10 protein-coding genes are annotated in these 11,784 nt (G+C 72.9%); 4 read left to right on the top strand and 6 right to left on the bottom strand.

All coding sequences use genetic code 11. The features are described 5' to 3' along the window. Nucleotides 1–45 precede the first annotated feature (45 nt). The 5 genes from ACFZDA_RS11255 to ACFZDA_RS11235 form a co-directional block, all read right to left on the bottom strand. Nucleotides 46–1,023, bottom strand: a complete 978-nt coding sequence (locus ACFZDA_RS11255) for a nucleoside triphosphate pyrophosphohydrolase (RefSeq protein WP_391078304.1) — start codon at nucleotides 1,021–1,023, stop codon at nucleotides 46–48. A gap of 102 nt (nucleotides 1,024–1,125) precedes the next feature. Further along, nucleotides 1,126–1,773: a SurA N-terminal domain-containing protein gene (locus ACFZDA_RS11250; protein WP_391078302.1), complete on the bottom strand. Its 648-nt coding sequence runs from the start codon at nucleotides 1,771–1,773 to the stop codon at nucleotides 1,126–1,128. A gap of 169 nt (nucleotides 1,774–1,942) precedes the next feature. Continuing rightward, a complete protein-coding gene (locus ACFZDA_RS11245) occupies nucleotides 1,943–2,686 on the bottom strand; it encodes an N-acetyltransferase (protein WP_391078299.1) in 744 nt (247 codons plus the stop codon). 40 nt (nucleotides 2,687–2,726) lie between these two features. Continuing rightward, nucleotides 2,727–4,019, bottom strand: a complete 1,293-nt coding sequence (locus ACFZDA_RS11240) for an MFS transporter (protein ID WP_391078297.1) — start codon at nucleotides 4,017–4,019, stop codon at nucleotides 2,727–2,729. Between the two features lie 35 nt (nucleotides 4,020–4,054). Beyond that, nucleotides 4,055–4,831 (bottom strand): DUF1524 domain-containing protein, encoded by a 777-nt coding sequence (locus ACFZDA_RS11235; RefSeq protein WP_391078293.1) that lies wholly within the window; start codon nucleotides 4,829–4,831, stop codon nucleotides 4,055–4,057. 165 nt (nucleotides 4,832–4,996) lie between these two features. Here ACFZDA_RS11235 and ACFZDA_RS11230 point away from each other — a divergent pair, with 165 nt between their 5' ends. The 3 genes from ACFZDA_RS11230 to ACFZDA_RS11220 all read left to right on the top strand — a co-directional run bounded on the left by ACFZDA_RS11230 (nucleotide 4,997) and on the right by ACFZDA_RS11220 (nucleotide 6,434). Beyond that, on the top strand, nucleotides 4,997–5,182 hold the full coding sequence (locus tag ACFZDA_RS11230) for an Rv0909 family putative TA system antitoxin (RefSeq protein WP_391078290.1): 186 nt from the start codon (nucleotides 4,997–4,999) through the stop codon (nucleotides 5,180–5,182). Nucleotides 5,183–5,274: 92 nt separating this feature from the next. Continuing rightward, the gene (locus tag ACFZDA_RS11225) at nucleotides 5,275–6,036 is read left to right on the top strand and encodes an SDR family oxidoreductase (RefSeq protein WP_391078287.1); all 762 of its coding nucleotides are present in this window, start codon (nucleotides 5,275–5,277) and stop codon (nucleotides 6,034–6,036) included. Nucleotides 6,037–6,062: 26 nt separating this feature from the next. After that, entirely contained in the window at nucleotides 6,063–6,434 is a 372-nt protein-coding gene (locus tag ACFZDA_RS11220) for a MerR family transcriptional regulator (protein ID WP_391078576.1), read from the top strand. 13 nt (nucleotides 6,435–6,447) lie between these two features. On the opposite strand, the gene mfd is transcribed toward ACFZDA_RS11220, so the two are convergent. Further along, a complete protein-coding gene (mfd, locus tag ACFZDA_RS11215) occupies nucleotides 6,448–9,981 on the bottom strand; it encodes a transcription-repair coupling factor (protein WP_391078285.1) in 3,534 nt (1,177 codons plus the stop codon). A 249-nt stretch (nucleotides 9,982–10,230) separates the two neighbouring features. On the opposite strand from mfd, the gene ACFZDA_RS11210 reads away from it, so the two are divergent. Beyond that, complete coding sequence (locus tag ACFZDA_RS11210) at nucleotides 10,231–11,664, top strand: DUF2079 domain-containing protein (protein ID WP_391078283.1); 1,434 nt, start codon at nucleotides 10,231–10,233, stop codon at nucleotides 11,662–11,664. The last annotated feature ends 120 nt before the right edge of the window (nucleotides 11,665–11,784 follow it).

The raw sequence follows: 11,784 nt of genomic DNA, 5'->3' as shown, positions 1-11,784 counted from the left end.
CCCCGACGGTATCGGGCTCCGCCTCCCCCCTGCCCTCGGCCGGTCTCAGCCCTGCTCCGCCTCCCTGATCGCGTCCCGGTACGCGCGGGCCGCCGCTCTCAGGGCCGCTTCCGGGTCCACGCCCTCCGACTCCGCGCGGACCGCCAGGGCCAGCAGGTCGTAGCCGATGCCCTCGACCGGCGGGAGCGGTATGTCCAGGCCGGCTGTGCGGGCGCGGGACGCCAGCTTGGCCGCGAGGGCCAGGCCGGGCTGGCCGAGGGGAATGCCCTCGGTGACCGAGCTGCGCTGCTTCTCGACCGCCTTGGTGCGCAGCCAGTGCGCCTTGACCTCCTCGGGCGTGGTGGCCGTCGCGTCGCCGAAGACATGCGGGTGGCGGTGGATCAGCTTGGCGACGATGCCGGCGGCGACGTCGTCGACGGAGAAGGGGGCCTCCGGGTCCTCCTCGGCGATCCGGGCGTGGAAGACGACCTGGAGGAGGACGTCACCGAGCTCCTCGCGCAGTTCGTCGCGGTCGCCCTCCTCGATCGCCTCGACGAGTTCGTACGCCTCCTCGATGCCGTACTTGGCCAGGCCCTGGTGCGTCTGCCGGGACGACCACGGGCATTCGGCGCGGATGCGGTCCATGACCTGGACGAGATCGAGCAGGCGGGCGCCGGGCAGGTCGTAGGAGGCGGGGAGCAGCTCCAGCTCGGGCATGGCGACGCGGCCGGTGCCGGCTAGGCGGGCCAGGCCGTCCGTCAGGGCCGGCTCGCCCTCGCCCGTGGCCACGACCACCACCGTGCGCCCGCCGGCGCAGGCGTCGACCAGCTCCTCGGCCGTCGGGGACGCCTCCTCGACGGAGATGCCCGCCTCGCGCAGATACGGCAGCTGCGGGTGCGCGCCGTCCGCGCACAGCACCCGGCCGGCCGCGTGCAGCGCCCGCCAGGCGGGCCAGGACAGCAGGCCGGGGGCGACACGGTGGCTGGTGGTGAGCAGGACGATGCGGCCGGGGGCGGCGGTGGCTTCGGGGCTGTTGGCGTTCACGATTCGAAGCTATCCCACGCCGCCGACAGCCCCGGAAGTTATCCACAGGCCTCCTGGACACCTGGCCCTGGGCCCTGGGCCCGGGCCCTTGATCCCGGGGCCCTACATGTTCTGCTGCGCCTGCGCCGCCGACACGTCCCGCACCCACGGCGTCTTCGCGTCGGCGCGGCTGCTCTTCTGCACGTCCCAGGTGCCGTAGCGCGGGTTGAGGTCGACGTTCAGGTCCTTGGAGGCCTCGGACAGGGCCTTCCAGAACTCGGGGCGGTTGGTGTCGGTGCCGAGTTTCCGGGCGAGCTTCTGGGCCTCCAGCTGGAGGCGGAGGTTCTCCTCCAGGCGCTGCGGCGGGATGCCGTACTGCTGGAGCCAGGTGGTCTCCAGCGCCTTGGCGCCGCCGGCCTGCTGCTCAAGGCCGGACCGCATCTCCTGGATCTCCCTGCGGGTGACGGTCACACCGGCGTCCTGGGCGGCGCGGTGCAGCACCCGGTCGAGGACCATGGTGTGCAGGGTGTCGCGGGTGAGCGTGCCGGTGCCGGCGATGGCCTGCTGGTACTGGGCGTCGTCCCGCACGGCCGCGCGCTGGGCCGCGCGTACCTCCCCGACGCGGTCCTCCAGCTGGGAGACGGTGATCCGCCGGCCGCCCACCACGGCCGCCGCGCCGGGGTGCGCGTCGTTGCCGCAGGCGGTGAGCAGGGGCGCCGCGGCGGCGATCACGGCGGTGAGGACGAGCGCGGTGCGACAGCGGCGGTGCAAGGAGACCTCCCGAGGAGATTGTGCGACGGTGCACAAGGTCTTGCGGTGATCGATGGTAGGCAGTGGCCACGCTCTGGCCAACCCATTCGACCAACGATTCACCGGGACTTCCGGCACCGCCGCGCGGACCGGTCCGTGAGGCCCCCTGCGAAATGCGCCCGCGGCATGGTCACAGGGGATGCCGCATCCACACGTTCGGCTCGACGTACACCGCGTACCCGCGCTCCGGCTCGCAGCGCACCGGTACCAGGGCGCCGGGCACCTCGATGTCGCCCCGGGTGTCGAACGGCAGGCCCGTCCAGCGGCGCCAGTCCGCCAGTGGGGCGGCCACCGTCATGGAGGCCGGTGCCACGGAGTCGATGGTGGCACCGGCCCGGGCGTGGACCCGCAGCCACGGGTCCTGGGGCAGGCCGTCGGGGCGGACCCGGTGGGCGTACTCCTCGATGGGCGTGTGCGGTTCCAGGTGCTTGGCGTTGGGGCGGACCGGGGCGACGACCTCCGAAAAGCCGTGCGCCCGGGCGTTGTCGCGCATGGCCGAGAGCATCAGCGCGGACAGGCCGCGGCCCTGGGCGTGCGGGGCGACGGAGATCGAGATCGCGCTGACGGTGTCGGGGCGCACCCCGCGGCGCAGGTCGGAGAATGCCCACACGAGGACCGTGTCCCAGCCGTTCCCGGGCAGCAGGCCGCGGCCCTCGGCGCGGAGGGCGAAGGGCACGCTGAAGCCGTTCGCGACGACCTCGCCCTCCTCGTCCTCGGCGAACAGGACGTACTGCGGGAGTTCGGCGGCGATCCGCGGGAAGTGCGCGGCGCCCACGAGGTCCTGGGTCGTGAACTCCGCCCAGCTGTCCGCCATCCCGACGACCCGCTCCCTCATGTCCGGGCGGTCGGCGAGGCTCGATATCTTCGGCTGCATGCGGTCACGGTAGGTGTGCGGACGCACGGCCCGCACCGGATTACCCTGTGGGGACACGGTCCGCCACCTGGCCGGATCTGGCCTTCCGGGCGGCGATGACCATGATGACCGTGGACAGCAGGGCGATGCCGGCGCCGACATAGAGCGGTGAGGTGTAGCCCAGGCCCGCGGTGATGGCCAGGCCGCCGAGCCAGGCGCCGAGGGCGTTGCCTACGTTGGAGGCGGACACGTTGGCGCTGGCTGCCAGGGCGGCCCCGTGCGCGAAGTCGGTGACCCGCGTGATCATCCCGGGCACGCCGGCGAACCCCGTCACCCCCATCACGAACACCAAGGCGACCGAGGCGGTCGCGCTGCCGGCGAGCAGCCCGAACAGCACCAGGGTGAGGGTGAGTCCGAGCAGGGCGAGGACCAGGGCACGGTCACGGTCGCGGTCGGCCGCGCGCCCGCCGACCAGGTTCCCGACGACCAGTCCGACGCCGTAGACCATCAGCAGCCAGGCGACATCGCCCGAGGCGAAGCCGCTGACCTCGGTGAAGGTGTAGGCGATGTAGGTGAAGGCACCGAACATCCCGCCGTAGCCGAGCGCGGTGGCCGCCAGTGTCAGCCAGACCTGCCAGGAGCGGAAGGCCCGCAGCTGCGCCCGCAGGCCGCCGGGCGGCACCGGGTCCGGCTCGCCTGTCTCTGTGGCCGACGGGGGCGGAATCGGGTCCGGCTCGCCGGTACCCGTGGCCGGCCGGGGCGGAATCGGGCCCGGCTCGCCTGTCCCTGTGGCCGGCGGCACCCGGCCCGCCCACGCCGGTACCAGCGCGGCGATTCCCGCCAGGGCGAGGACGCCGATCGCGGTGACCGCCCAGAACGCCGCCCGCCAGCCCCAGCGCTCACCGACCAGCGCGCCGAACGGCACGCCCAGCACGTTCGCGACCGTCAGCCCCGCGAACATGACCGCCACCGCCTGGGACTTCTTCTCCGGCGCGACCAGACTGCGCGCGACCAGCGAGCCGATGCCGAAGAAGGAACCGTGGCACAACGCCGCGACGATCCGCCCGAGCAGCATCACCCGGTAGTCCGGTGCGACGGCGGACAGCAGGTTGCCGACGACGAACAAGGCCACCAGGCCGACCAGGACCTGCTTGCGGGGCAGTCGTGCCGTCGCCGCGGTCAGCGCGATCGCTCCCACCGCGACACTCAGCGCGTACCCGGATATCAGCCGGCCGGCGGCCGCCTCGGACACCGTGAAGCTCGCCGCCACCTGCGGCAGCAGCCCGGCGATGAGGAACTCGGTCAGACCGATGCCGAACCCGCCGAGCGCCAGTGCGACCAGTCCGCCCGGCATCCGAGGCGCTCCGCTCGGGCTCACCTCACCCGGCTTCAGCCTCCGCACTGCTTCAGCATCATCCGCTTGTCCGCCGCCGTGACGGGAAGCTCGTACTTCAGCGACACCTGGGCGAAGCGCACCGCGTAGGCGCAGCGGATCCGCTTGTTCGGGGGCAGCCAGGACGCCGGGCCGGAGTCGCCCTTGGAGCCGTTGGCCGGTCCGTCGACCGGGACGAGGTTGAGCGGGTCGTTCGCGATGGCCTCCCGCTTGTCCTTCGTCCAGCGCGAGGCGCCCATCTGCCAGTCGTAGGACAGCGGCAAGACGTGGTCTATCTGGACCTTCGTCGCACGGGACTTGGTCCACTCGATGACCTTGCCGGTGTACGGGTCGTGCAGCGTCAGCGACATGACGACGCAGTCCGAGCCCGACCGGAAGCGGAGGTCTTCCCCGTCGCGTTTGAGGAGGTCGTTGCGCGAGTCGCACCCGTTGCGGGCGAAGGGGACGTCGGCCGGTGCCGAGTCCATCCAGGCGTAGCCGAACTTGTCCCGTTCGTAGCCCGTCCTGGGGCCGCGTCCCTTCGTCACGACCTTCTCGATGAGGGCACGGGCCCTCGCCTTGTCCTCGGTGGACGTGATCGCCGCCAGGCCCGGCTTCGTGCCGTCCGGGTTGTCCAGCGGGTTCACGGCCCGTCCGTCACCGGCCGTCGGGACGCCGGAGCCCGAGGGGCCGCCGCTGTCCGCGGGCGGGGTCAGGCCTTCACAGCCGGCCAGTGCCGAACCGGCGAACATCATCGCGACGGCGAGTGCCGCCCCGCGCCTCAGACGCCTCACCGTGCGTCCCTCCCCTGCTTGCCTGTTCCGCCTCCGCACGGGCGGCGTGTGCCAGGCCCCCACCGTAGCGAGGAAGAGGTCCAGACCACATCAGGCCCAAACGGGCATATATCGCATGCCGCGCGTATCGTCGGTTCTGAGTCGCCTCTGGAGGGAGTTTTCTGAATGGGCATCTTCGACAAGTTCAAGAGCCAGGCGCGGAACAAGGGCAAGCAGGGCTCCGACTCCGCGGAACAGAAGATGAACGAGAGGACCGGCGGCAGGTACGAGGACCAGATCGACGCCGGGCAGCAGCGGGTCGAGGGACAGCTCGGCATGGACCGCGACCGCGAACGGCCCGACCAGCAGTAGGCCTCCGCCCTCGAAAGGCCGTCCGCGGAGAGAGTTCCTGCGGGCGGCTTCACTTGACCTTGACACTGACGTCAGGGTCCGACGATCCCCGCATGGCATCCCCGGATACGAAGACCCCGCGCACCGTGCTCGTCACCGGCGCCGGTACCGGCATCGGCCGGGCCACCGCCCACGCGTTCGCCGACGCGGGCGCACACGTCGTGGCGGTGGGCCGCCGCGCTGCGCCCCTCGCCGAGACCGCCGCCCACGACCCGGCCCGCATCAGCCCGCTCGTCGCCGACATCACGGCCGACGGCGCTCCCGAACGCATCGTCCGTACGGCACTCGACCGGCACGGCCGCATCGACGTGCTCGTCAACAACGCGGGCATCGTCAACACCCAGTCCCTGCGCACCTACACACGGGCCGCCGTCGAGCCCCAGCTCGCGACGAACCTCCTCGCCCCCGTCCTGCTCGTGCAGGCCGCCCTCCCGGCCCTGGAGGACGGCCGGGGCGTGATCGTGAACGTGACGACGGCCGTCGGGCAGCGCGGCTGGCCGGGCAACTCCCTTTACGCGGCCGGGAAGGCGGCCCTGGAAGTGCTCACGCGCAGCTGGGCCATCGAGCTCGCCCCGCTCGGGATCCGGGTCGCCGCCGTGGCGCCGGGCGCGATCGACACGCCGATCGCCGACCACACGGGCCACACCCCCGAGCAGCGGGCCGCGATCCGCGCCTGGCAGCTCGCGCACACACCGCTCGGCCGGGTCGGACGCCCCGAGGAGGTGGCGTGGGCGATCACGCGACTGGCCTCGCCGCAGGCCTCGTTCGTCACCGGCGTGGTCCTCCCGGTGGACGGCGGCGCGGTCGTCACATGAGACTGACGCGCATGGCGGAACCACCTGTGCGGATCGGCGAACTCGCCGAGGCGACCGGCACGACACCGCGCGCCCTGCGCCACTACGAACAGGCGGGGCTCATCACCTCCGAACGCGCCGCGAACGGCTACCGCCTGTACGACGCCGGTACGGCCGTCCGCGTCCGCAACGTCCGCCGGCTGCTGGACGTGGGCCTGACGCTCGACGACGTACGGGTGTTCCTGCCGTGCCTGGACGGCGACGTCACGGCCGGGCCCGCCTCCGAGGAGGCGCTGCGGGTCGCCGCCGGCCGGCTCGCGGTGCTGGACGCGCGCATCGCCGCGCAGGCGGCGGTCCGCGACCGGCTGGCGGCGGCCCTGCGCGAGGCCACCGGCGCACGCGTGCGGCCGGTGGCCTGACAGGGCGCCGGCGTCAGGAGCCCAGCACCGACGTCAGGAACTCCCCGACCCACGCCAGCAGATCGCGCCCGACCAGCGGCTTCCCGCCGACCTTCGCGGTCTTCGGGCGCGGCACCAGCACCTGGTGCGTCGCCGGCTTGATGACGACGCCGGGGTACAGCCGCTTGACCCGCAGCTCCTGCGACTCGCGCAACTCCACGGGCGCGAACCGGATGTTGGTGCCCTGGAGCACGATCTCGCCGACGCCGCACGCCCGCGCGAGCATCCGCAGCCCGGCCACGAGCAGCAGGTTCTCCACCGGCTCGGGCAACTTGCCGTAGCGGTCGACGAGTTCCTCGCGTACGGCCTTGACGTCCTCCTCGGTGTTGGCGGAGGCGATGGCGCGGTACGCCTGGAGCCGGAGGCGCTCGCCGGGCGCGTAGTCGTGCGGGACGTGCGCGTCGACGGGCAGCTCGATCTTGACCTCGAGCGGCGGCTCCTCCTCGATCTCGCCGGTCTCCAGCTGGCGGCGGTAGTCGGCGACGGCCTCGCCGACCATCCGGACGTACAGGTCGAAGCCGACGCCCGCGATGTGCCCGGACTGCTCGCCGCCGAGCAGGTTGCCGGCGCCGCGGATCTCCAGGTCCTTCATCGCCACGTACATGCCGGCGCCCATCTCCGTGTGCTGGGCGATGGTCGCGAGCCGCTCGTGGGCGGTCTCGGTGAGCGGCTTCTCCGGCGGGTAGAGGAAGTAGGCGTACCCGCGCTCCCGGCCCCGGCCCACCCGGCCGCGCAGCTGGTGCAGCTGGGACAGGCCGAAGGTGTCGCCGCGCTCCACGATCAGGGTGTTGGCGTTGGAGATGTCGATGCCGGACTCCACGATCGTCGTGGACACCAGCACGTCGAACTTCTTCTCCCAGAAGTCGACGACGACCTGCTCCAGGGCCTGCTCCGACATCTGGCCGTGGGCGGTGGCGATGCGCGCCTCGGGGACGATCTCGCGCAGCCGGGCCGCGGCCCGGTCGATGGACTCGACGCGGTTGTGGATGTAGAAGACCTGGCCCTCGCGCAGCAGCTCGCGGCGGAGGGCGGCGCCGATCTGCTTCTCCTCGTAGGGGCCGACGAAGGTCAGCACCGGGTGCCGTTCCTCCGGCGGCGTCGTGATCGTGGACATCTCGCGGATGCCGGTCACCGCCATCTCCAGTGTCCTGGGGATCGGAGTGGCGGACATGGTCAGCACGTCGACGTTGGCGCGGAGCTTCTTCAGCTGCTCCTTGTGCTCGACGCCGAAGCGCTGCTCCTCGTCGACGATGACCAGGCCCAGATCCTTGAACTTGGTCTCCGACGAGAACAGCCGGTGGGTGCCGATGACGATGTCCACCGAGCCCTCGCGCAGGCCTTCCAGGACCGCCTTGGCCTCCGTGTCGGTCTGGAAGCGGGACAGCGCCTTCACGTTCACCGGGAACTGCGCGTACCGCTCGCTGAACGTCCCGAAGTGCTGCTGCACCAGCAGCGTCGTGGGCACCAGGACGGCGACCTGCTTGCCGTCCTGGACGGCCTTGAAGGCGGCCCGGACGGCGATCTCGGTCTTGCCGTAGCCGACGTCGCCGCAGATCAGCCGGTCCATCGGGACCGACTTCTCCATGTCCTCCTTGACCTCGGCGATGGTGGTGAGCTGGTCGGGCGTCTCCGCGTAGGGGAAGGCGTCCTCCAGTTCGCGCTGCCAGGGGGTGTCCGTGCCGAAGGAGTGGCCGGGGGCGGCCATGCGGGCGCTGTAGAGCTTGATGAGGTCGGCCGCGATCTCCTTGACGGCCTTCTTGGCGCGGGCCTTCGTCTTCGTCCAGTCGGCGCCGCCGAGGCGGTGCAGGGTGGGGGCCTCGCCGCCGACGTACTTGGTGATCTGCTCCAGCTGGTCGGTGGGGATGTAGAGGCGGTCGCCGGGCTGGCCGCGCTTGGCGGGCGCGTACTCGACGACCAGGTACTCGCGGGTCGCGCCCTGCACGGTGCGCTGCACCATCTCGATGTAGCGGCCGACGCCGTGCTGCTCGTGGACGATGTAGTCGCCCGGCTCCAGGGTGAGCGGGTCGATGGTCTTGCGGCGGCGGGCCGGCATCCGGGCGCCGTCGCGGCCGGCCGCCTTCTGGCCCGTCAGGTCCGTCTCGGTCAGGACGGCGAGCCTGAGGGCCGGGTCGACGAAGCCGTGCTCGATGGAGCCGCACGCCACGTGCACGACCGACGGGGAGATCGCGGCGAGATCTGTGTCCAAACGGGCCGCGATGCCCTCGCCGCCCAGCACCTCGACCGTCCGGGCCGCCGGGCCGTGCGCCTCGGTGACGAACACCGCGCGCCAGCCGTCGGCGAGCCAGCCCTTGGTGTCGGCGAGGGCCTTGGCGGTGTCCCCGCGGTAGGTCTCCGGGGCGTGCATCCCCAGCTTCAGGTTGCCGGCGTCGAGTTCCTCGTCCGCGGCGAACGGCGACACCGACCACCACATCATGTCCAGCTCGCGGGCCCGGTCCCGGACGTCCGCGATGGACCGCAGGGAGGCCGCGCCGACGTCGATGGGCGCCTCGCCGCCGCCGGCGGTGGCCGCCCAGGACGCCTGGAGGAACTCCTGCGACGTGGCCACCAGGTCCGACGCACGCGTGCGGACCCGCTCCGGGTCGCATACGACGGCCATGGACCCCTTGGGCAGCACGTCCAGCAGCAGCTCCATCTCGTCGACGAGGACCGGCGCGAGGGACTCCATGCCCTCCACCGCGATCCCCTCGGCGATCTTGCCGAGCAGTTCGCCGAGCTCGGGGTGCTCCTCGGCCAGGGCACGCGCCCGCGCGCGGACGTCCTCGGTGAGCAGCAGCTCGCGGCACGGCGGCGCCCACAGGCCGTGCTCGGCGACTTCGAGGGAGCGCTGGTCGGCGACCTTGAAGTAGCGGATCTCCTCGACGTCGTCGCCCCAGAACTCGACGCGCAGGGGGTGTTCCTCGGTGGGCGGGAACACATCGAGGATGCCGCCGCGCACGGCGAACTCGCCGCGCTTCTCCACGAGCTCCACGCGCGCGTAGGCGGCGGCCGCGAGGGCCTCGACGATCTCGTTCAGATCGGCGCTCTGGCCCGTCCGCAGGGCGACCGGCTCCAGGTCGCCGAGGCCCTTGACCTGCGGCTGGAGCACCGACCGCACGGGCGCCACGACGACGGAGACCGGGCCGGTCTCGGGGTCGTCGGGGCGGGGGTGGGCCAGGCGGCGCAGCACGGCCAGGCGGCGGCCGACGGTGTCGCTGCGGGGGCTGAGCCGCTCGTGCGGGAGCGTCTCCCAGGAGGGGTATTCCACGATCCCCTCCGGCGGGAGGAGGGAGCGCAGGGCCGCGGCCAGGTCCTCCGCCTCGCGGCCCGTCGCCGTCACCGCCAGCACGGGGCGGCCCGAGTCGCGGGCCAGGGCGGCGATGGCGAAGGGGCGGGCCGCGGGGGGGCCGACCAGGTCGACATGCATGCGGTTGCCGTCCGCGGCCGCGTTGATCGCTTCCGCGAGGGCGGCGTCCTTGGTTACGGCGTCGAGCAGACCGTGCAGGCTCATGCGGGGATTTTTCCGTCCAGGGGGTGGGCAACACGACTGGCCCGACGCGCGCCGCGGGCCGGGGGTCTCCAGCGTACGACGATGCGCGTCCGCGCGGCGGGGCTGTGGACAACGCCTCTTCCGGTCGAGCGCGCCGGGTCAAGAGGGAATCAGCCGCCCAACCTTCACAACATCACCCCCACCCGTTGATTTCGCCACGGCATGATCGGTCCGGTCCCCCGAGCGGTACCCCCACCCGTAAGGCACGGCATGCCCGCCCCCACCCTCCAGGTCTCAGAGCCCCACATACCGACGCCGGTCGCCCTGCCCGGCGACGACCCGCCCCCGGACCGCGCGCGGTGGGACCCGTGGATCCTCGCCGCCGCCCTGTGCGCCGCCTACGCGGCCGTGTCCGTCGGCCGGTACCGGCACATGACGACCCTCTCCTGGGACCTGGGCATCTTCGAGCAGGTCGTGCGGGCGTACGCACATCTGCGGGCGCCGGTGGCCGACCTCAAGGGGCCGGGGTTCGACATCCTGGGTGACCACTTCAGCCCGGTGACGGCCCTGCTCGCGCCGGTGTACCGGCTGTTTCCCTCGCCGGCCACGCTGCTGGTCGCGCAGGCCGCGCTCTTCGCCCTGTCCGCCGTACCGGTCACCCGCGCCGCCGCCCGGCTGCTCGGCCGCCGCCGCGGTCTCGCGCTCGGCCTCGCCTACGGGCTGTCCTGGGGCGTCCAGCGCGCCGTCGACTTCGACTTCCACGAGATCTGCTTCGCCGTCCCGCTGATCGCCTTCTCCCTGGAGGCCCTGCTCGCGGACCGCCGGCGCGCGGCCCTGTGCTGGGCGCTTCCCCTGGTGCTGGTGAAGGAGGACCTGGGGCTGACCCTGGCCGCGATCGCACTGGTCGTCGCGTGGCGGGCACGCGGCTCGTCGCCCCGGACGGCTGCGTACGCCCTCGCCGCCGCGGTGTTCGGCCTGGTGGCGACGCTGCTCGTCCTCACCGTGGTCATCCCGTCGTTCAACACCTCCGGGACGTACGACTACTGGAACAAGGTCAGCGAGTCGGGCAGCCCCCTCGACGGCCTCGGCACCAAGGCGCGCACCCTGGCCTGGCTGCTGATCCCCACCACCGGGCTGCTCGCCCTGCGTTCCCCGCTGCTGCTGGTGGCCGTGCCGACGCTCGGCTGGCGCTTCCTGTCCGGGGACGAGCACTACTGGGGCACCGACTGGCACTACAGCGCGGTCCTGATGCCGGTCGTCTTCCTCGCCCTGGCCGACGCCCTGGCGCCCGCGCGCACGAGCCGGCGCCCGTGGCTGCGCTCGTACGCCGCCCAGTTGCCGGCCGCCGTCGCCGCGGCGGCCCTGGCGCTGACCACCTCGCTGCCGCTGGCGCAGCTCGCGCAGGCCGACACCTACCGCAAGCCGGCCGCGGTGTCCGGCGTCGAGCGGCTCCTGGCGCGGATCCCCGACGGCGCCACCGTCGAGGCCAACATCGGCCCGATCAGCCGCCTGACCTCACGCTGCCGGGTCCTCTGGCTCGGCGGCACCCAGGGCGTCACCCCCGGGTACATCGCCCTGGAGAACATCGACGGCAGGTACCGCGACCCGGTGGGCTACGCCCGGCGGCTGCACCCCGGCGCCGAGTACGCCCTGGCGGGGAAGGCCAACGGGTACGTCCTCCTGGAGCGGGTGGCGGCGGGCTGACACCGGGTGGCTCCGGCCCTGGCGAGCAACGGGCCGCCCCGGAAGCCCTGGCGAGCAACGGGCCGCCCCGGAGGCCCTCGCGAGCGACGGGCCGCGCCGGAGGCCCTCGAACACCGGGCC

Origin of the sequence: Streptomyces sp. NPDC007991, from assembly GCF_042958445.1 — a bacterium.
GTDB lineage: Bacteria > Actinomycetota > Actinomycetes > Streptomycetales > Streptomycetaceae > Streptomyces.
Note: the sequence above shows the minus strand (reverse complement) of the source record. Positions and strands in the feature narration are given on the sequence as shown.

Coding starts and splice junctions, on each gene's coding strand:
- ACFZDA_RS11245 (WP_391078299.1), bottom strand. CDS start 2,686: ATGCAGCCGAAGATATCGAGCCTCGCCGACCGCCCGGACATGAGGGAG.
- ACFZDA_RS11240 (WP_391078297.1), bottom strand. CDS start 4,019: ATGCCGGGCGGACTGGTCGCACTGGCGCTCGGCGGGTTCGGCATCGGT.
- ACFZDA_RS11230 (WP_391078290.1), top strand. CDS start 4,997: ATGGGCATCTTCGACAAGTTCAAGAGCCAGGCGCGGAACAAGGGCAAG.
- ACFZDA_RS11225 (WP_391078287.1), top strand. CDS start 5,275: ATGGCATCCCCGGATACGAAGACCCCGCGCACCGTGCTCGTCACCGGC.
- mfd (WP_391078285.1), bottom strand. CDS start 9,981: ATGAGCCTGCACGGTCTGCTCGACGCCGTAACCAAGGACGCCGCCCTC.
- ACFZDA_RS11210 (WP_391078283.1), top strand. CDS start 10,231: ATGCCCGCCCCCACCCTCCAGGTCTCAGAGCCCCACATACCGACGCCG.